This window comes from Niveispirillum sp. FG156, assembly GCF_057809555.1.
Map to the genome: position 1 here is coordinate 70,526 of NZ_JBMDKE010000020.1, position 19,906 is coordinate 90,431.

Below are 19,906 nucleotides of genomic sequence, written 5' to 3' on the forward strand. Positions count from 1 at the left end.
CCCCCGGCTCCAAAAAAGGGGTCGGCCGCCGGCCCATAGCCGGGGAATGATAAGAATGGGATGCGAGGAGGAAACGCATGGCACGCAAATCGACGCCGCAGGTGCGCATGGACCGCCGGTTTTTGGCCGGGGTGAGTGCGGCGGCCATCCTGGCCCCGATGCTGGTGGTGGGCAGTGCCCAGGCCGTCAGCTTCAATCGGGGTGAGTTGAGCGGCAGCTTCGACACGACCCTGACCATGGGCGCCCTGTTCCGCGTCCAGGGCCGTGATCCGGACCTGATCGGCGTCGCCAATGGCGGTCGCGCCCATTCGATCAATGGCGACAATGGCAACCTGAACTATGACAAGGGTCTGGTGTCGCTCGCCGGTCGTGCCACGCACGAGCTGAAGCTGAGCTACGGCAACCTTGGTGCTTTTGTCCGTGGTACCTACTTCTATGACGTCGTGAACGCCAAGAAGTCGTCCACCAACGGTGCGCGCACTAACCGCTTCGCGTTCAATTCCGACACGACCGAACGCGTGGGTCGCGATTTTGACCTGCTGGACGCGTTCGTCTATGGCGATTTCGCGGTGGGCGACGGTTCCAACCTGTCAGTCCGCTTGGGCAAGCAGGTGCTGAGCTGGGGTGAGAGCACGTTCATTCAGAACGGCATCAACTCCATCAACCCGATCGACGTGTCCGCCCTGCGCGTGCCGGGGTCGGAGTTGAAGGAAGGGTTCCTGCCGGTTCCCATCGCCGACATCAACTTCTCGTTCAACGAAAACATCTCCCTGGAAGCCTTCTATCAGTTCAAGTGGGACAATACGGAGCCGGAAGCCTCGGGCTCCTTCTTCTCCACGAACGATGCGGCCTCTCCAGGCGGTGATCATCTGTTCATCGGCTTCGGCAACTACCTGTTCCGTGACGACCCGACCCAGGGTGCGGTGGCCGGTGGCAACGTCTTCCCCGTGGACCGTTACCCGAACCCGCTGCTGAACGGGTTCCGTGGCGTGCAGTCGCTGACGCCGTTCGGCACCGTCGTGCCGCGCAGCAAGGATGATACGCCCAGCGACAATGGCCAGTACGGTCTGGCGCTGCGTATCTTTGCCGAAGAGCTGAACAACACCGAATTCGGCTTCTACTACACCAACCTGCATTCACGCGTGCCGGTGCTCAGCTCCATCGTCGGCAGCCTGTCGCAGTTCCAGGCCGACCCGTCCAACTTCACGCGCAATTCGTCCTACCGTGCTGAATATCCTGAGGATATCCAGCTGTTCGGCGCCAGCTTCAATACCACCATCCCGTTCGGCATCTCGCTTCAGGGCGAAATCAGCTTCCGCAAGGATCAGCCCTTGCAGCTGGATGACGTGGAACTGTTGCAGGCGACGCTGGCCGCGCCGTCCATCCTGGGCTCCATTTCCCAGGGGCAGACGGCAGGTGCCGCCGCCGGTCGCACGCAGGGCAGCGCCACCTTCAACAGCGCTGTGGCTGCCGCCATCGCCGGCAACCCGGCCCTGCGTCCCTTCACGGGCCTGACCTTCGAGCAGATCCAGGCGATCAACCCCACGGTTGCGGGCGCCATCAGCGCCGGTATCGCCGCCGCCCCCGGTTCGCCGGGCGGCACGCGTACCGCCTTTGAAACCGCCGGTGCCACCGCCGGTGCTGCCGCGGGTGCCAACCAGGCTGCCGCGGCCGCTGCAGGTCTGTTCAATACCAACCAGATCGTGAAGAAGATCGGCGTGATCCAGGGCACGACGGCCGCCGCCGTCACCGCCGATCTGGCCAACCGTTACTTCGGCAAGCGCATCCAGGGCTGGGAAGAGTTCGACGTCACCCAAGCCCAGATGACCGCCACCAAGGCGTTCGAGCGTGCGTTCGGCGCCGATCAGTGGGTGATGGTGGCCGAAGTGGGCGGCACCTGGATTTCCGACATGCCGGACAAGTCCGTGCTGCGTCTGGAAGGCCCGGGCACCGTCGTCGGCGGCAACCCGGTCTTTGTGGGCCGTGGCGGCATGGCCGATCTGGCCACTGACGGGTTCGCGGATGCCTTCTCCTGGGGGTACCGCGCGGCCCTGCGTTTCGATTATCTGAACGCACTGCCGGGCGTCAACCTGTACCCCTCCATCTCCTGGCAGCATGACGTCAACGGCACCACGCCGACGCCGCTGGGCAATTTCGTGGAAGGTCGCAAGGCTGTCAGCCTTGGTCTTCGCGCCCTGGTGCGTGAGACCATCACGATCGACCTTGCCTATTCCAACTTCTTCGGGGCCGGAAAGTTCAACCTGATCAACGATCGCGACTTTGTGTCGGCCAGCGTCAAGTACTCGTTCTGACGCCGCGAAACGACCAGATAAGAAGATAGCGATCGAGGAGGAAACGCATGTTCCGTATGAAATCTATTCTGCTGGGGGGCGCCATCGCCCTGGCTTTCAGCCTTCCCGCCCTGGCGCAGTCCGCCGCCGATCTGGGCAAGACCCTGACGCCGATGGGCGCCATCAAGGCGGGTAATGCCGATGGCTCCATCCCGGAATGGACGGGCGGCATCACCAAGCCGCCCGCCAACTGGCAGCCCGGCACGATCGAGGTGGACCCGTTCCCCGAAGACAAGGTGAAGTTCACCATCACCGCCGCCAACATGGCGCAGTATGAGGATAAGCTGCCGGAGGGTTTGAAGGCCCTGCTGAAGCGCTATCCCACCTACAAGATGAATGTCTATCCGACCCGCCGCAGCGCGTCGTACCCGGACCGCATCTATAAGGAAACCATCGCCAACGGATCGCGTGCCAAGCTGGCCGATGGCGGCAATGGTGTGGAAGGGGCGAAGGAGGGCGTGCCCTTCCCGATCCCGAAGGAAGGCGTGGAAGCCGTCTGGAACCACCTGCTGCGCTATCGCGGTGAGGCCACCGAACGCAATGTCGGTCAAGTGAACCCGCAGACCGACGGTTCCTACACCCTGATCATGCTGCATGAGCAGGTGAAGTACCTGTATCAGGCACCGGGTGGCGCACCGGCCAACACCTCGCTTTACTTCCTGCAGGAAGTGACCAGCCCGGCCCGTCTGGCCGGTGAAATCCTGCTGGTGCATGAGACGATCAATCAGGTGAAGGAGCCGCGTTCGGCCTGGACCTACAATCCCGGTCAGCGCCGCGTGCGCCGTGCCCCGAACGTCGCCTATGACAATCCCGGCACCGCGTCCGACGGCCTGCGTACCACCGACAATTTCGACGTCTATTCCGGCGCGCCCGACCGTTATGACTGGAAGCTGATCGGCAAGAAGGAAATGTACGTGCCGTACAATTCCTACAAGCTGCACTCCAAGGACACGAAGTACGACGATATCGTCAAGCCCGGCCATATCAACCAGGATCTGGCCCGCTATGAACTGCACCGCGTCTGGGTCGTGGAAGCGACCCTGAAGCAGGGCACCAGCCACATCTATGCCAAGCGCCGCTTCTATATCGACGAGGATAGCTGGCAGATCCTGGTCGCCGACCATCTGGATGCCCGTGGCGAGATGTGGCGCGTCGCTGAAAGCCATCCGGTGAACTATTATTCCATGCCGACCTTCTGGTCGACGCTGGATGCGCTCTATGACCTGCAGTCCGGCCGTTACACCGCGATCGGTCTGGACAATCAGGAGGCGCCGTACAAGTTCGACGCCAAGTTCACCGACGCCGACTTCTCGCCCGACAGCCTGCGCCGCGCTGGCGTGCGCTGATCACGGATGCGGCAACGGGCCGGCCGGTGGCGAACCGGCCGGCCCTTTTCCGTCTCTTGGGCCGCGTTAACCAACCTCGCCGGTGATCCGATGCTCCGTTCCTCCTCCGCCCTTCGTCCCCTGGCCGCAAGCCTGTGTCTGCTGGCCCTGGGTGCCCTGCCCGCGGCAGCACAGGAGGCGGCCGCCCCGGCCCTGCGCCCTGCGGTCATTGCTCCGCTGGCCAGCCAGTCCCTGATCCTGGGTGCGGCACGGGCCGGTGACCGGCTGGTCGCCGTGGGGGAGCGCGGGCACATCCTGCTGTCCGACGATAATGGCAAGGCCTGGCGTCAGGTGCCGGTACCGGCCAATGCCGCCCTGACGGGTGTGCATTTCGCCGGGCCCAAGCGTGGCTGGGCCGTGGGTCATGATGCCGTCATCCTGCATACCGAGGATGGGGGCGAAAGCTGGAAGGTCCAGCATGCCGATCCGGAACTGGAACAGCCGCTGATGGATGTGCTGTTCGCCGCCGATGGTCAGCATGGCATCGCGGTCGGTGCCTATGGCCTGTATCTGGAAACCGCCGATGGCGGCGCCACCTGGAACAGCCGGCAGATCAGCGAGGATGATTTCCATTTCAACGCCATCCTGGCCCCGACCCCGGAAACCCGCCTGATCGCGGGTGAGGCGGGGACCCTGCTGTACAGCGCCGATGCCGGTGCCACCTGGACCAAGCTGGAAAGTCCCTATGACGGGTCTTTCTTCGATGCGCTCAGCCTGGGACCGCAGAGCTTCCTGGCCTATGGGCTGCAGGGCAATATCCTGCGCAGCGATGATGGCGGCAAAAGCTGGACCGCGATTGAGAGCAATACCACGGCGGGCCTGATGGGCGGTGCCGTTCTGGCCGACGGGTCGGTGGTGCTGGTTGGTGCCCAGGGGGCCGTCCTGACCAGCGGCGATGGTGGCCGGACCTTCAGCACCACCAAGCGTGCCGACCGCGTGGCGCTGGCCGATGCCATTCAGGCACCCGACGGCAGCCTCATCCTTCTGGGTGAACACGGGCCGATCCCGGCGCGCCCCTGACGCGCTGTCTTCGCCCCGCCCCGATCCCTTGAACGCCAAGGCGAACCGATATGTCCCAGTCCACCTCCTTCCTGTCCCGTCTTGAACATTGGACCTTCCGCAACCGGGTGCTGATCCTGGTCGTGTTCGGTCTGCTGACGGCCTTCATGGGCTGGCAAGGTGCCAAGCTGCGCGTCGATGCCGGGTTCGAGAAGACCCTGCCGCTCGACCATCCCTACATGCAGACCTTCACCAAGCACATGAAGGAATTCGGCGGCGCCAACCGCGTGCTTGTGGCCCTGTCGGTGAAAGAAGGGGACATCTATACGCCGGAATTCATGACCCGGCTGAAGCAGGTGACGGAAGAGGTGTTCTTCGTCCCCGGCGTGGACCGCGCCAGCGTCACCAGCATCTTCACGCCCAATGTGCGTTTCATCGAGATTGTGGAGGACGGGTTTGCGGGTGGCAATGTCATCCCTGCCGAGTTCCAGCCCAATGATCAGTGGCTGCCCATCGTCCGCGAAAACGTCCTGAAATCCGGGCAGGTGGGCCGTCTGGTCGCCGAGGATTTCACCGCCGCCCTGGTGTCGGTGCAGTTGGTGGAGAAGGACCCGCGCACCGGCCAGAAACTGGACTATATGGCGGTGGCAAAGCAGTTGGAGACCATCCGCGCCAAGTTCGAGGATGACAAGATCCAGGTCCATGTCATCGGCTTTGCCAAGGCCATGGGTGATATCGCCGACGGTGCCAAGAGCGTGGTGTTGTTCTTCGCCATCGCCTTCGTCATCACCGCCGTGCTGGTCTATGGCTATGGCAAAAGCTGGATGATGACCTTCGCGATGCTGGGCATATCGCTCTGCACCGTGATCTGGCAGTTCGGCCTGCTGGTGTTGCTGGGCTATGGCATCGATCCTTTGTCCATTCTGGTCCCGTTCCTGGTCTTCTCCATCGCCATTTCCCATGGCGTGCAGAATGTCGGCACCATCACGCAGGAGATGGGCAAGGGGGCGGACGCCTTCACGGCCTCGCGGATCAGCTTTGAACGCTTGCTGGTGCCCGGTGCCTCGGCCCTGGTGACCGATGCGCTGGCCTTTGTCACCATCGCCATCATCCAGATCCAGATGATCCAGGAACTGGCCGTTTCGGCGTCGGTCGGCATGCTGATCATCATCATCACCCATCTCTGGGTGCTGCCGGTGGTGCTGTCCTTCCTGCCGCTGGGTGACAAGTATCGCGCCCGCGTATCGGGTCAGGTGGACCGGTTCGACCGCGTCTGGGGCTGGTTCGCTGTCTTCGCCCGGCCCAAGGGTGCCATTGTCATGGTGCTGATCGGTCTGGGCGTGTTCGGCATCTCGCTGTGGGAGCAGCGCAAGATGACGGTGGGCGATACCGAGGCCGGCGTGCCCGAACTGTGGCCCGACAGCCGCTATAACCAGGATGCCCAGTTGATCGTGGACCGGTTCGCCATCGGCGTGGATATCATCCAGGTCATCGTGGAGACCAAGGCCGACGGTTGTATCGATTACAACATCATCAAGCAGGTGGATGATTTCACCTGGGCCATCTCCAATGTCGATGGCGTGCAGTCGACCATGTCCATGGCCACCGCCATGCGGACCGTCAATACCGGCTGGAACGAGGGCAACCTGAATTGGCGCGTGCTGCCGCGCAATTCCCAGGTTCTGGTCCGTACCGTTTCGCCCATCGAGACATCGACAGGCCTGTTGAATTCCAACTGCTCCGTCATGCCCGTGATGATCTTCACCAAGGATCACAAGGCAGAAACCATCCAGCGCATCGTGGATGCGGTGGAGCAGTATAAGAAGGACAACCCGTCCGATACGGTCAGCTTCAACCTGGCCACGGGCAATGTCGGCGTAATGGCGGCCACCAATCAGGCGGTGATGACGGCGGAAAAGCCCATGCTGCTGCTGGTCTATGCCACCGTCGTGCTGTTCTGCGTCATCACCTTCCGCTCCATCGTCGGTTCGCTGGCCACGGTTCTGCCGCTGATCGTCGTGTCGATCCTGTGTAACGCCATGATGACCTGGCTGGGCATCGGGTTGAAAATCTCAACCCTGCCGGCGGCGGCGCTGGGCGTGGGTATCGGCGTGGATTACGGCCTCTATATCTTCAACCGGCTGCAATCCTATCTGAAGCACGGGCTTAACTTTGCCGAAGCCTATTACCGCACGCTGCAGGAAACCGGCAGTTCCGTGCTGTTCACGGGCCTGACCCTGGCCGTGGCGACGGCGACCTGGATCTTCTCCGACCTGAAGTTCCAGGCCGATATGGGCGTGCTGCTGACCTTCATCTTCCTGGCCAACATGATCGGGGCAGTCGTCCTGCTGCCGGCGGTGGCGGCCCTGCTCTACAAGATGTTCCCCAAGCTGTACGAGGCGGAAGTGCGCCGGGCGTCCAAGCGGACCTTCGCGGTGCATTGATGCGGGGATAGGGTGTTGAAAAAGGGCCGCGACGTGCAAGCGTCGCGGCCCTTTCTCTTTGCGTATATTGGGGACCGGTGCCGCAGGCTGGTGCCCGTCCTGGCCAATCATCCGACAAACAAAAAGGCCGCGACGGTTTCCCGTCGCGGCCTTTGCCTTTACGCCAGAACCCTGGATCAGAAACCGATCTTCAGGTGTGCCGTCAGGGCATGGTCGGTGCGGTCGCCGCCGGCGAAATGACCATTATAGCCCAGGGCCACGGCCACATTCTCCGCCGTCTCATGCACCAGGCTGGCGCCCACGGCCAGACGACCGCGCTTGCCCGCACCCGGATCGGTCACGGCCAGTTCGCCATTGGCGAAGCGACCGACGATCGCGCGGCTGTCGCCCTTCATCTCGTACTCATAGGCCACGCGGACCTGCGGCACGAAGCTGGTGCCCACGCCGCTGATCTGACCGCCGACGGAGCCCAGCAGGCTTTCGGCGTCGTAATCATCCCAGGTCAGGGCCAGCGGGCCGGCGCCCTTTTCCGCGAAGCCTTCGACCTTGCTCTTGGCATAGCGCAGGCCGAAGATCGGACCCATGGCGAAGGAACCGGCCACCGGCGTGTAGCCGATGGTGGTGCCCAGCGCGTAGGTATTGCCCTTGTAATCGCCGCTGGCCTTGGCGAAGGGCGTGAAGCGGGTCGCACGCTCCGACTGATAGTCGTCGAAGCTGTAGGACATGGTCGTGTCCAGCCACAGATCGTCCGCCGCCGCCGTGACATAGGCGGTCAGGTTATAGGCGGTCGTGTCCAGCTTCGAATAGGCGCCGTCCGTCTTGGAATTCAGGTTGCCATAGGAGAAGGCCACACCTGCGATGACATGGCGGTCGACCTGATAATCGACGCCGATACCGGCATTGAAGCCGTCATAATCATAGCCGAACTGACCGCGCACTTCCTCACGGTCGCCATCGACATAGGAGCCGAAGACGAACAGGCCGAAACGGTCATCCTGGCCGGCCTGCGCGCCGATGACATTGACCGAACCCTGGCCGGTGCGTGCACCCGACATGCGGGCCGACACGCCCTCATTCGCCAGATCCAGCAGACGCTGCGAGGTATCGGTGCTGATGGCCAGTGCTGCCGGCGCCTCAAACGTTGCCGACAGGGTGCCATAGGCATATTCGGCGATCATCTGATGCGCGGCAGCCGTGGGGTGCAGCGCGTCGAAGAACACCGAACCGGCGGCACCCGCCGCCGTGGCGCAGACACCCGTCGCCACCAGCGACCCGCCCGGCCCGATGGGGGCATAGCAGGGGGTGGTGACATTGGTGAAGCCATAGGTGGAAGGAGAGGCGACCAGACCCTGGAACAGGGTCTGCACATCCACCACCGTCACGGTCGCGCCCTGGGCGCGCAGGGCGTTGGCGGAGGCCTTGATGGCCTGGGAATGCAGGTCGGAAACGGTGTTGGCGCTGGCCTTGTCGGCAGCCGACAGGCTGCTGGTCAGCGGGATGGAGCCCAGCGGCGGCAGGTTGAACAACACGAACTGCCGCGCGCCGGCGCTGTACAGGCGACCGGCCTGGGTGGTGATGGCGCCGGTGGTGGCCGCAATGGCGGCCTGGGCGGCGGCGGTCGGGTTGGCCTGCGGCTGCGTCAGGACGGCGATATAATCATTGCCGCCGATCCAGATGCCCACGCCACGGCTGGCCGGGATGGAGGTGCCGCCCGCCAGATAGGCGTCAACCTGGGCCGTCAGGTCGATGGGGGTGGCGCGGGTGGCGCGGGCGCCGCCATAGGCGCGGCTGCTGACACTGATGCCGGTCAGGGTGGCCAGATCCTCGGCCCAGACGGGGCCGTTGGAGAAGCGGCCATTGACATAGGGCGCGCCGGGCCGGGTGGCCGGGTTCAGGTTCTTCAGATTGTCGGTGTCGCTCAGGCTGTCGCCGAACACGACCAGCGAGGAGATATCGATCCCCTGGGCCTTGGCGGCCGGGGCGTCCATGGCGATGGCGGACAGGGACAGGACGGCGGCAAGGGCGGTGCCGCCCAGAAGCTTGTGGCTCATCAAAAGGTTCCTCCCATGGTCGGGCTTACGTTTCATTGCCCGATTCAGCACGAGAGAGACGGTATCCAATGAAGGCAGGCCACGGAAGGGGGTGACGTTACGTAAAGGGCGGTTCCATATGCATTATTCCGGCGATTGCGGCCCCGATGACACAACCACCCACCTGGATTGCCCCGAAAGATGAAAAAAATGGGCGACCCCAAGGGACCGCCCGCAAAAGGAATAGTGAGAGTGTGCCTCATAACCCCTGTACTGGATATTACAGGATGCTGGGACCGTCGAAGAAATTGCCGACCGCCTTCAGCGTGAAGGGATCGAAGCTGCCCAGCTCCACCAGTTCTTCGGTGGCCGAGCTGTAGTAGGCAACGGGCGCCAGGGAACCCGGCTGGTACGGCGCGAAGTCACCCACCGCCGCGACGATGATGTCCTCGATCCCGTCGCCGTCGATATCCTGCGTACCGACGAAGTCCCAGCCGAAATCCAGCTTGAACACCGTTTTGAAGTAATCGATGCCGACCATGTAGCTGGTGGCAATGTCGAACGGCGGGTGCACCCAGATGCTGAATTCACGCGAGCTGGCATCGTAGAACAGGATTTCGTCCAGGCTGTCATCGCCCTGGAAATTGCCGACGGCGGCAACCGAAACCGTGCCGTCAGAGGTGATGCCGCTGACGAAATAGGCGTCGGACAGGTCATTCTTTACATAAAGATCGCCCGTGGTCTTGTCCGTGAACAGGACGTCGACGCCGCCGCGCGCATCCAGATTGCCCAGGGCCACAAATTCCTTGTTGCGGTCCAGATTGTCCCAGATGACGTAAACATTACCCGTGTCGGTATCGACGCCGTAAATCTGCTTGGCGGGTTCGGCGTAACGACCGGTGCCGGGATGGGGTTCACCCACGGCGATGCCCTGTTCGGGGCCGGGGATATAGACCTCGTTCCCCGTGGTCATCAGCACGCCGCGCAGATCGACCTTGATGTTCGAGAAATCGATCTTCGTCAGATCGCTGCCGGGATACGGCTCCCCCACGGCGATGGGGCGCGGCGGCATGGGATAGGGCAGGATCGTGAAGATCGGCTCTTCCGCCGGCGCACCCGCCGACGGCGGCGGCAGTGCGTCGTCGCCATAAGGGTAGGGCAGGATGTGAACCTCACCATCCGGTCCTGGATCGACTGCGACGTTCGGCGTGTCGCTGTAGAGCAGGTATGAGCTGAAAATCACATCGTTGCGGCCATCGCCATTGGCATCGGCGATACCGGCCAGTTCCGTCACGCGCTGGATGCCCACCATGGCGGGCGTGGGGAGCGGCAGGTCCAGCTTATGCTCGACCGGCGTTTCGCCATCCTTCTGCCCATCGAACCAGGAGAAGGTGCCGTCGTCACGCCCGACCACGACATCGGCGACACCGTCCGCGGAAAGGGTCCCGGCCACAACCGCATTGACGCCATGGGTATCGACACCCGGCAACGGCATCGACATGCCCGTCAGCGAGCGCAGGATCAGACCCGATTTGTCGAAAGTGAGAATCTGCGAACTCATCGCACGCATGCCTCTGATAAGGACGGCGCGGTCCACAAGGGACCATCAGCCGTCAGATTTGCCAGCCCGGAAAAACAGATAACGCTGATGCTGTTGGGGGTCAATAAGTTGCTTAATTCGAAATGACGAAATACGGTATTACTGTATAATGCCGGCTTGCTACCCCCTTGGAAAATCTCACTATATCCGGGCCTGGGCTTTGGTCGGCTCTGGCCACCGGTCTGGCTTCCCGATGGTTGCAACGGTCAATCCGGCGCGACTCGCGCAAAGGGAGACCCGGTGTCCATTGTTTCAATCGTTTCCGTTTGGCAAAGAAAAAGCCCCGCCGGTGAGGGCGGGGCTTGATCCAGGGCCGGGGATGAACCGGGCGCTTACACGTTGAAACGGAAATGGAAGATGTCGCCGTCCTGGACCAGGTATTCCTTGCCTTCCATGCGCATCTTGCCAGCTTCCTTGCACCCGACCTCACCGCCCAGCGTGGTGTAGCTGGTGAAGTCGATGGTCTCGGCCTTGATGAAGCCGCGCTCGAAATCGGTATGGATGACGCCGGCGGCTTCCGGTGCCTTGGCGCCCTTGCGGACGGTCCAGGCGCGGGCTTCCTTGGGGCCGACGGTGAAGAAGGTCAGCAGACCCAGCAGGCTATAGCCGGCGCGGATCAGACGGTTCAGGCCCGGCTCCTCCAGACCCAGCGAGGACAGGTATTCCAGCTTGTCTTCATCCGGCAACTGCGACAGCTCCGCCTCGATGGCGGCGGAGATGACGACGCTGGCGGCACCCTGGCGGGCGGCCATCTCGGCAACCTTGGCAGACAAGGCGTTGCCGGTGCCGGCCGACGCTTCCTCAACATTGCAGACATAGAGGACAGGCTTGCCGGTCAGCAGCGCCATCTGCTTGAACGCGTCGCGCTCCTCGTTGGAGACCTCGACGGTACGGGCCGGCTTGCCGTCGCGCAATGCGGCCAGCACGCGCTCCATCAGATCGGACAGGGCCTTGGCGTCCTTGTCGCCGGCCTTGGCCTTCTTCTGCAGGGGCGGCAGGCGCTTTTCCAGGCTGTCCATATCGGCCAGCATCAGCTCCGTCTCCACCGTCTCCGCATCGCGGACCGGCTCGATGGAGCCTTCGACATGGGTGATGTCGCCATCTTCGAAGCAGCGCAGGACATGGACGATGGCGTCCACTTCCCGGATATTGGCCAGGAACTGGTTGCCCAGACCCTCGCCCTTCGACGCGCCGCGCACCAGACCGGCGATATCCACGAACTCAAGCTGCGTGGCGATGATCTTCTGCGACTTGGCAATCTCGGCCAGCTTGTCCAGGCGCGGATCGGGCACGCCGACGCGGCCCACATTCGGCTCGATCGTGCAGAACGGGTAGTTCGCGGCCTCGGCCGCTGCCGTGCTGGTCAGCGCGTTGAACAGGGTGGACTTGCCGACATTGGGCAGACCGACGATACCGCAGTTGAATCCCATGGGACGATGCTTTGCCGAAAAGATGGAAAGGATTGGCCCGGTTATGGGCGATCCGCGCGCGGAAAGCAAATGACGGGGGTGCAGGGCATCCCCGTCATTTGGCCAGTGGGCACGAACTTGTCACTGGTCCATCCAAGCCGTGCCACGCTACCGCCAAGATTGGGGGTCAAATCGAAGGGGTGAGGGGTTCGCCCTTGCCTTGGCCCCCGGCGGTTTGGCAGTAGAGAAGCCAACCTTACGGGTCCATGCGGTTTTGGGGAAATGATGAACAAGCGCAGCCTGGGTTTGATCTGTCTGATGCTGGTGGTTGCCGGATGCCAGACGAAGCCGCCGCCGGCACCGGCGCCGGTTGCGGAGGCGCCGCCCCCCCCGCCGCCCAAGCCGCGCACCATCGTCATGGAGGACAGCGACATTGCCGGCTTCCAGGGCGCGCTCCGTGAAATGTCGGCCAAGCCGATCGATGCTCCGGTCGGCTGGGCCAATCCCATCACCGGCAAGCGCGGTGCCGTTAAGGTGCTGCGCGACGGCTATGACGGGCAGAACCGTCCCTGCCGTGAGTTCCATTCCGTCGTCATCCTGGAGGAGATGTACCAGCATGCGACCGGTTTCCTGTGCCGTCAGCCCGATGGCGTGTGGGAAGTGGTGCAGGCCAGGGACTATCCCCTCTACCGTCACGTCCAGTAAGCGGACGGACGCTTGAATAGGGAAGAAGTACCATGCGCCGTCCGGTCCTGATCGCATCCGCCCTGTTGTTGGGAACCGCCCTGGGGGCGGTGTGGTGGCTGGGCGGCGACCGGGAGGAACGGCGCGATCCCGCCGGTATCCTGATCCCGGAAAAGGTGGAAGGACCGGTGGCGGTGGATCGGTCCTTGGCGTCGGGTCCCGGCACCGTCCTGCCCATGGCCGATCCCGATGCCGGCGTGCTGTCGGATAAGGGGGTGAAGGAAATCAACGCCCTGTTCACGGCAACCAAGAGCCGTGCGCTGCTGGTCTGGCACGCGGGCGCTCTGCAGTTGGAGCTTTATGCCCCCGATGTTCAGGCCGGCGACATGCTGGAGGCATCGGGTCTGATGCCGGCCATCATGGCGCTGCTGACCGGACAGGCGCTGCGCGACGGGGTGCTGCCGGGGCTGGATACGGGTATTGCTACCTGGGTTCCCGAATGGGCCGGCGATGACCGGGGCCGCATCACGGTGCGCCAGCTTCTGGAAGGCACGTCGGGCCTGACGCTGCCGGCGGCGGCTCCGGACGGGAATGCCATCGCCTGGACCCTGTCGGCCAAGCTGGACAGCGAGCCGGGCAGCCGCTTCGCCCCCAACCTGTTCGAAGCCCAGGTGCTGGGACTGGTGCTGTCGCGTGCGGCGGGCGTGCCGGCAGCCGACCTTCTGTCGACCAAGCTGTGGCAGCCCATGGGCGCGCGACCGGGCAGCCTGACCGCCGGCGGCGGCGATGGTGCCGCCTATCTGCAATGCTGTGTGAAGGCGACGGCGCGTGATTGGCTGCGGCCCGGCCTGCTGCTGCTGGAAGGCGGGATGGTGGGGGGCACGCAACTGGTGCCCACCCCCTGGCTGGATCAGATGGAACGGCCCATCACCCATTCCCGGCATGATGGCTGGCGCGTGCGCCTGGGCTGGCCGTTTGAGCCGGTGAACGGCAATGGCGCCAAGAAACCGTTCGCCGACGGGGATACGATCTTCCTGTCCGGCGCGGACGGGGCGCGGCTTTACGTATCGAAGGGCCGTGATCTGGTTGTGCTGCGCCTGGGGCCGGCGGTTCCCGACTGGGACGAATCGGCACTGGCCAATCTCGTGTCGCGATCCCTGACCACGCCGCCGGCGGAGTTTCGTTCCAAGAACGGCATGAAGGTGGGACGCGCCCGCGACCTGAATGGTCAGGTGGAGATGCCACCCATCGTCAAGCCGCCGCCCGTGCCGAAGGTTACGGTGGAGCCGTTGGGCCCCCCGCCGGGTGGTGCGTCCAACCCCGTCCCGGCAGCCAATCGCTGACAGAACGGGGATAGGGGCAGCCTGGGAATAGGCTGTTGATTACTTGGACTTGAAGGCGCGCAACTGCTTGTTGAACTCTGCCGCCAACTTCTCCATTCGGGTCGAAGCATCATTGTACTTCTTGGTCCAGTCGCCACCGGCGCGGCCCTTGCCCTCGAATTCCAGGCAGGCGAGATATTCCTGCGTTTCAGCCACATAGGCCTTAACGGACTGCTGCGCCGCCACCATGTCCGCCTCTGCCGCCGATGCGCCATCGGGCAGGACGGGTGCATCCTTCAACGTGCATTCGGCATGAGCCGCGCCGACAAACCCGAACGCCGCCACCGCCAGCATGGCCGCAACCATTTTCTTCATCGTGAAAGCCCCTTTTTCATCGCCACTTATCGTTGACACACTTTCGATTAGGCGGGGGACATTCCGTCCCTCCGGCGCCCCTCCCTAGGGCTTCTGATTGCCGAGTTTACCGGCAATTTATTAACCAGTTGTTTGCGACCTCCGCGCCTCCTGCGAATCCACCGCTGGTACAGTAGATACGCCTACATTTTCGTTACAAGCTCGGTTATACCTATGCGAAAGTATGTCGGGTCGGCAAGGGGCATTCCCGCCGGACCGAACATGGGGTGAGTTTTAATAAAAATGTCGATAATTAACTACTCATTCCATCGCGTGTAATGGTTGCCCGGTCCTTCTTGGTGGGGATCGGCGACCTGTCATCACAATTGATGGCACGGTCGTTCTAATCGGGATGTTTTCGCTTGTGCGGGATTTGTGTGCCTGTGCAGTAATCAGGTTACGCGTGCGGAAAAGGACAGGAGAGGTTCAGCGAGATGAGCACTATCAATCGGACCATGCGACCGACCGGCAAGTCTGCGCCGGCCGCCGGCTCCGCCGGGGGGTTGGGCGCCCTTTTTGGTAACTGGTCCATCAGCCGGAAGATTACCTTCTCCATCGCTGTGCCGGTTATTATCGGCCTGGGTGCTGTGATCGGGCTCAGCGCGTCGTCGATGAACGACGCCATGCTGGACCTGTCCAAGCGCTCTGAAAGCCAGGTCACGGAGATGATGGCGGCCCAGATGGCCGCCGCCGTCCGCTTCAAGAATTCCGACGCCGTCGCCGACAGCTACGCCGACCTTGCCACCGCCAAGGGCACCAGCCTGGCGGCCGTGAAGGTGGTGGATGCCGATGGTGAAGTGCTGAACGAGTATCCCACCAAGGACAAGCCGCTGCCGGCCGGCATGACGGGCTTCGATTTCGCCAAGGCGAAGATCGACAAGACCGTCGGCGAAGTGAAGGTGCAGGATCTGGGTGATTTCCTGATTGCCCAAGCACCGGTACGCGCCGGCGCCAACCGTGATCAAGTCGGCACGCTGACCGTGGCCTGGAGCCGCGCCAATGTGCAGTCCTCCATCTCCGCCGCCGTCATGGGCAATCTGCTGATCGCCGCCATCGTGCTGGCGGTCCTGATCGGTCTGCTGGTCTTCCTGCTGCATAAGATCGTGGGTGCGCCCCTGAAGGACATGCAGTCCGCCATGTCCAAGCTGGCGGGTGGCGACCTGACTGTGGCCGTGTCCGGTCTGGGCCGTGGCGACGAGATCGGCGCCATGGCGCAGTCGGTACAGGTCTTCAAGGACAACGCGCTTGAGGTGGAAAACCTGCGCCGCCGTCAGGAAGAGGCCGAGCGTCAGGCCGCCGTCGAGAAGAAGGCGTCCATGGAGCGGCTGGCGTCCGACTTCGAAAACTCGGTGAAGGGCGTTGTGGCGGAGCTGTCTGGTGCTTCCAGCCAGGTGCAGTCCACCGCCGAAGGCCTGTCGGCCTCTGCCGAGGAAAGCCGTGCGCAGACCAGTGCGGTGGCCGCGGCCACCCAGCAGGCCAGCGCCAATGTGCAGTCGGTGGCCAGCGCCACCGAGGAACTGGCCGGTTCGCTGGCTGAGATTTCCAATCAGGTCAATACCTCGGCCCGTATCGCCCGCGATGCCGCCAAGACCGCCGAGAAGACCAACGGCACCGTGCAGTCGCTGGCCCAGCGTGCACAGTCGATCGGTGACGTGGTGAAGCTGATCAGCGACATCGCCAGCCAGACCAACCTGCTGGCCCTGAACGCGACGATTGAGGCGGCACGCGCCGGTGAGGCCGGCAAGGGCTTCGCCGTTGTGGCATCGGAAGTGAAGTCGCTGGCCAATCAGACGGCCAAGGCCACGGAAGAGATTGCCAGCCAGATCACCACCATGCAGGACGCCACCAAGGAGGCCGTCGACGCCATCGTCGTCATCAGCCGTACCATCGCGGAGATCAATGACATCTCCGAAATGGTCGCCGGTGCCGTTGAGGAGCAGGACGCCGCCACCAAGGAAATCGCCCGCAATGTGCAGCAGGCTTCAATGGGCACGATGGAAGTGACCCGCAATATCGAAAGCCTGGAGCAGGTGGCCCATCAGACCGGTTCGTCGGCCACCGACATGTTGTCGGCTGCCCGCAACATGGCCCGCCAGTCTGGCGAGCTGGGCAATACCGTCGACCGCTTCCTGGCCCAGGTGCGCAGCGCCTAAAAGACGCCAGCGCAGTTGGACCAGTCCTGATTTTTTCCGCAGACCCCCGTCCTTCCGGACGGGGGTTTTGCGTTTTTGCCCTATCCGTAAGGGGGGCTTGTCCGGCTGGTGGAGTCGGTAGTGATTTGTTAATATAGGTTAACGCGTGCTCCTCCTGGGGCCATGCCACCATCAATGCCCAGGTATCAGATGCGGTCCTGCCGGATCGGATTTTTGCTGCTTTCGATGATCGCCCCCACCATGCCCGTGGCGGTGACCGCCCAGACATTGCCGATTGCAGCGCGGGCAGAGGACAGCCCCCTGATCGGCACTGTGCTGCGGACCGTCGCGGCGGAGATTTTGACCGATCAGGTGGTGTTGACCGGCCTGCGGCAGGCCGCGCGGGAAAATGACGCCTACACCATGGACGCCATCATCCAGCGTGATGTCACCTGGCGTTTGCAGGCCAAGCGGGGAACCGGGCCGCTGCTGGACACGGTCATGCAGGGGGAGATGTCGCGCCATCTGGCCCTGGCGCGTGTGCCACGGCAGGCCGTGCTGGCCGATCTGATACTGACCGATGACCGGGGCCTGCTGGTGGCGGCAACACGGATTCCCAGCGATTATGATCAGTCGGACGAGGCCAAATATATCGTCCCCACCACCTCCGATCCCGGCATGGTGCATGTGGAAGAGGCGGCCTATGACGAATCGGCGGATGACTATGTTGTGGCGGCCAGCATCCTGCTGATCGACCCGGTGGACGGGCGCATGCTGGGCGTGCTCTGCGCGAATTTCACGCTGGCAGCATTGGCCCGAGATTAGATCGGTTTTACATTGACTGGGATCGCGTTTTCTTCGTCATCCCCGCGCAAGCGGGGACCCAGCGTGAGGCGCGGTTAGCGCCGATATGACTCATGTCGCGGCGGACGCCGCTCTACGCTGGGTCCCGGCTTTCGCCGGGATGACGATAGGGGGTGCTTCCCGTCAACAGAGATCCGCTCTAGGGACTGTTGAGCTTGAGGAAATCGGCCTTCGCCGGGGAGGCAATCTATGAGCTTCAATGGGTTAGAAAGACCATACCCTGAATCTCAAGGCACCCTAAACAAGGGGCGCCTTGCGGCACCCCTTTCATAAAGATCAGGCCTTGGTCTCGTTCCCACCATTGCTGGCCGACCAGGCTTCCGGCGCGTGCAGGAACTTCTCGACCTCGCTCAGCGTATGGCTGTCGAAGTAATTGCCCTCGCGCGCGACGCGCAGAACGTCCCACCAGGTGGCCAGGGCGTGCAGTTTCACGCCCATCTCGGCCATGGTCGTTTCCGACTGTGGGAAGATGCCGTAATGGAAGACGACCCAGATATGCTCGACAATGGCGCCGGCATTACGCAGCGCATTGACGAAATTGATCTTCGATCCGCCCTCGCTGGCCAGATCCTCGACCAGCAGCACGCGCTGGCCTTCCAGCAGCTGGCCCTCGATCTGGGCGTTGCGACCGAAACCCTTGGGCTTCTTACGGACATAGAGCATGGGCAGGTCCAAGGCATCCGACACGAAGGCCGCATAGGGAATGCCCGCCGTCTCACCACCCGCCACGGCGTCAAACGCCTCGAACCCGGCTTCGCGGCACAGCTGATCCTTGGCCGCATTGATCAGGAAGCGGCGGGCGCGCGGGAAGCTGATCAGTTTGCGGCAGTCGATATAGACGGGGCTGGCGCGGCCGGAGGTGAAGATGAAAGGCTTTTCCGCATTGAACAGGACCGACTTGGTCTCAATCAGGATGCGGGCCGTTTGGGTGGCGGCGGTTGCGGCGTCGATCATGGCATGTTCCTGCGGGGTGGGATGGGTGTAGGTCAGGTCGAGCGCGGCGCGCGAGCCCTGACAGCAAAGGCTTTCAATCCGTTTCCGTCAGGGCTCGCGCGCCGCGCTCGACCTGACCTACGGTATGGGTCAAACCAACCGCCAATCCAGCCGCTCACCGGAGCGGAAGGGCAGCACGGCGGCCTTGCCGTCGATATCCAGGATGTCGGGAACGGTCAGGCCGCTCCGTTCCAGCGTGATGGTATCGTCATTGGGGGACAGGCCATAATAGGCGGGGCCGTTCAGGCTGGTGAAGGCTTCCAGCCGGTCCAGCTTGCCCTCCTCATCGAAGACCTGGGTGTAAAGCTCCACGGCGGTGGCGGCGGTATAGATGCCGGCGCAGCCGCAGGCACTTTCCTTGGCGCCGATCGGGTGCGGCGCGCTGTCGGTGCCGAAGAAGAACCAGGGTTCGCCTGAGGTTGCCGCCTCGCGCAGGGCCAGGCGGTGCGTCTCACGCTTGGCGATGGGCAGACAGTAGAGATGCGGGCGGATGCCGCCGGCAAAGATGCTGGAGCGGTTGATCATCAGGTGATGCGCCGTGATCGTGGCCGCCAGCTTGCCGGTCGGGCCATATTTGCGCACCACGTCCACGCCCTCTGCCGTCGTGATATGTTCTAGCACGATCTTCAGGTCGGGATGGCGGTCGCGAATCTTGGGCAGGACGGTATCGATGAACACGGCCTCGCGGTCGAAGATATCGACCTTCTGATCCGTCACCTCACCATGCACCAGCAGGGGCAGACCGACCTTGGCCATGCGGTCCAGCGCCGGGGCCACCTTGTCCAGATCGGTGACGCCATGGGCGGAATTGGTGGTGGCGTGGGCCGGGTACATCTTCACCGCGGTAAAGATGCCGGCCTTCTTGCCCGCTTCCAGATCGTCCGGGTCGGTGCCGTCGGTCAGATAGGCGGTCATCAGCGGCTGGAAACGGCTGCCGTCGGGCAGGGCGCCCAGGATTTCCGCGCGATAAGTTTCGGCCTGGGCCGCCGTCATCACGGGGGGCACCAGATTGGGCATCACGATGGCCCTGCCCAGTTGCGCCGCCGAATGCGGCAGCACCGCGCGCAGCATGGCGCCGGTTCGCAGATGCAGGTGCCAGTCGTCCGGGCGGCGGATGGTCAGGCGTTGCGGTTGCTGGGTCATCGCGGTCGGGTCCCCTGGGGCCAAGTGCCCGATGTCTAGGGCCAAAGCCCGCGACACTCAAGCGCCGCTGCGGAAGGCCGGGCTTGCGCCCCGCCGGGGGCTGTACCTGGCGTGCCGCGTCGGCATGATTGACCGC

At 63.3% G+C, this 19,906-nt stretch carries 14 protein-coding genes; 8 read left to right on the forward strand and 6 right to left on the reverse strand.

Features of this window, described 5'->3' with window-relative positions; all coding sequences use genetic code 11:
* Nucleotides 1–77 precede the first annotated feature (77 nt).
* The 4 genes from ACODSP_RS14380 (at nt 78) to ACODSP_RS14395 (ending at nt 7,179) form a co-directional block, all read left to right on the forward strand.
* Nucleotides 78–2,312, forward strand: coding sequence for a DUF1302 domain-containing protein (locus ACODSP_RS14380; protein WP_488966256.1), 2,235 nt, complete (start codon nt 78–80; stop codon nt 2,310–2,312).
* 47 nt (nt 2,313–2,359) lie between these two features.
* Nucleotides 2,360–3,697, forward strand: coding sequence for a DUF1329 domain-containing protein (locus ACODSP_RS14385; RefSeq protein WP_488966257.1), 1,338 nt, complete (start codon nt 2,360–2,362; stop codon nt 3,695–3,697).
* Between the two features lie 90 nt (nt 3,698–3,787).
* Nucleotides 3,788–4,756: a WD40/YVTN/BNR-like repeat-containing protein gene (locus ACODSP_RS14390; protein WP_488966258.1), complete on the forward strand. Its 969-nt coding sequence runs from the start codon at nt 3,788–3,790 to the stop codon at nt 4,754–4,756.
* A gap of 50 nt (nt 4,757–4,806) precedes the next feature.
* Complete coding sequence (locus tag ACODSP_RS14395; protein WP_488966259.1) at nt 4,807–7,179, forward strand: efflux RND transporter permease subunit; 2,373 nt, start codon at nt 4,807–4,809, stop codon at nt 7,177–7,179.
* 176 nt (nt 7,180–7,355) lie between these two features.
* Here ACODSP_RS14395 and ACODSP_RS14400 read toward each other — a convergent pair whose 3' ends face one another.
* The 3 genes from ACODSP_RS14400 to ychF form a co-directional block, all read right to left on the reverse strand.
* A complete protein-coding gene (locus tag ACODSP_RS14400; protein ID WP_488966260.1) occupies nt 7,356–9,230 on the reverse strand; it encodes an autotransporter domain-containing protein in 1,875 nt (624 codons plus the stop codon).
* A 259-nt stretch (nt 9,231–9,489) separates the two neighbouring features.
* Nucleotides 9,490–10,770 carry a hypothetical protein gene (locus ACODSP_RS14405; RefSeq protein ID WP_488966261.1) on the reverse strand — a complete coding sequence of 427 codons (1,281 nt, stop codon included), beginning with the start codon at nt 10,768–10,770 and terminating at the stop codon, nt 9,490–9,492.
* Between the two features lie 371 nt (nt 10,771–11,141).
* On the reverse strand, nt 11,142–12,239 hold the full coding sequence (ychF, locus tag ACODSP_RS14410; RefSeq protein WP_488966262.1) for a redox-regulated ATPase YchF: 1,098 nt from the start codon (nt 12,237–12,239) through the stop codon (nt 11,142–11,144).
* Between the two features lie 261 nt (nt 12,240–12,500).
* Here ychF and ACODSP_RS14415 point away from each other — a divergent pair, with 261 nt between their 5' ends.
* Nucleotides 12,501–12,923, forward strand: coding sequence for an RT0821/Lpp0805 family surface protein (locus ACODSP_RS14415; protein WP_488966263.1), 423 nt, complete (start codon nt 12,501–12,503; stop codon nt 12,921–12,923).
* 32 nt (nt 12,924–12,955) lie between these two features.
* Nucleotides 12,956–14,245, forward strand: coding sequence for a serine hydrolase domain-containing protein (locus ACODSP_RS14420; protein WP_488966264.1), 1,290 nt, complete (start codon nt 12,956–12,958; stop codon nt 14,243–14,245).
* Between the two features lie 39 nt (nt 14,246–14,284).
* Here the strand turns inward: ACODSP_RS14420 and ACODSP_RS14425 are convergent, their stop codons facing one another.
* A complete protein-coding gene (locus ACODSP_RS14425) occupies nt 14,285–14,599 on the reverse strand; it encodes a hypothetical protein (protein ID WP_488966265.1) in 315 nt (104 codons plus the stop codon).
* A gap of 473 nt (nt 14,600–15,072) precedes the next feature.
* Here ACODSP_RS14425 and ACODSP_RS14430 point away from each other — a divergent pair, with 473 nt between their 5' ends.
* On the forward strand, nt 15,073–16,791 hold the full coding sequence (locus ACODSP_RS14430) for a methyl-accepting chemotaxis protein (protein WP_488966266.1): 1,719 nt from the start codon (nt 15,073–15,075) through the stop codon (nt 16,789–16,791).
* Nucleotides 16,792–17,004: 213 nt separating this feature from the next.
* Nucleotides 17,005–17,595 (forward strand): hypothetical protein, encoded by a 591-nt coding sequence (locus tag ACODSP_RS14435; protein WP_488966267.1) that lies wholly within the window; start codon nt 17,005–17,007, stop codon nt 17,593–17,595.
* Nucleotides 17,596–17,910: 315 nt separating this feature from the next.
* On the opposite strand, the gene ACODSP_RS14440 is transcribed toward ACODSP_RS14435, so the two are convergent.
* The gene (locus ACODSP_RS14440) at nt 17,911–18,588 is read right to left on the reverse strand and encodes an orotate phosphoribosyltransferase (RefSeq protein WP_488966268.1); all 678 of its coding nucleotides are present in this window, start codon (nt 18,586–18,588) and stop codon (nt 17,911–17,913) included.
* A gap of 129 nt (nt 18,589–18,717) precedes the next feature.
* Nucleotides 18,718–19,770: a dihydroorotase gene (gene pyrC, locus ACODSP_RS14445; RefSeq protein WP_488966269.1), complete on the reverse strand. Its 1,053-nt coding sequence runs from the start codon at nt 19,768–19,770 to the stop codon at nt 18,718–18,720.
* Between the last annotated feature and the right edge of the window lie 136 nt (nt 19,771–19,906).

Bases quoted from the DNA above. Each gene is read 5' to 3' on its own strand.
- ACODSP_RS14425 (WP_488966265.1), bottom strand. From the start codon at position 14,599: ATGAAGAAAATGGTTGCGGCCATGCTGGCGGTGGCGGCGTTCGGGTTT.
- ACODSP_RS14440 (WP_488966268.1), bottom strand. From the start codon at position 18,588: ATGATCGACGCCGCAACCGCCGCCACCCAAACGGCCCGCATCCTGATT.
- ACODSP_RS14420 (WP_488966264.1), top strand. From the start codon at position 12,956: ATGCGCCGTCCGGTCCTGATCGCATCCGCCCTGTTGTTGGGAACCGCC.
- ACODSP_RS14390 (WP_488966258.1), top strand. From the start codon at position 3,788: ATGCTCCGTTCCTCCTCCGCCCTTCGTCCCCTGGCCGCAAGCCTGTGT.
- pyrC (WP_488966269.1), bottom strand. From the start codon at position 19,770: ATGACCCAGCAACCGCAACGCCTGACCATCCGCCGCCCGGACGACTGG.
- ACODSP_RS14380 (WP_488966256.1), top strand. From the start codon at position 78: ATGGCACGCAAATCGACGCCGCAGGTGCGCATGGACCGCCGGTTTTTG.
- ychF (WP_488966262.1), bottom strand. From the start codon at position 12,239: ATGGGATTCAACTGCGGTATCGTCGGTCTGCCCAATGTCGGCAAGTCC.
- ACODSP_RS14430 (WP_488966266.1), top strand. From the start codon at position 15,073: ATGAGCACTATCAATCGGACCATGCGACCGACCGGCAAGTCTGCGCCG.
- ACODSP_RS14415 (WP_488966263.1), top strand. From the start codon at position 12,501: ATGATGAACAAGCGCAGCCTGGGTTTGATCTGTCTGATGCTGGTGGTT.
- ACODSP_RS14385 (WP_488966257.1), top strand. From the start codon at position 2,360: ATGTTCCGTATGAAATCTATTCTGCTGGGGGGCGCCATCGCCCTGGCT.
- ACODSP_RS14405 (WP_488966261.1), bottom strand. From the start codon at position 10,770: ATGAGTTCGCAGATTCTCACTTTCGACAAATCGGGTCTGATCCTGCGC.
- ACODSP_RS14400 (WP_488966260.1), bottom strand. From the start codon at position 9,230: ATGAGCCACAAGCTTCTGGGCGGCACCGCCCTTGCCGCCGTCCTGTCC.
- ACODSP_RS14395 (WP_488966259.1), top strand. From the start codon at position 4,807: ATGTCCCAGTCCACCTCCTTCCTGTCCCGTCTTGAACATTGGACCTTC.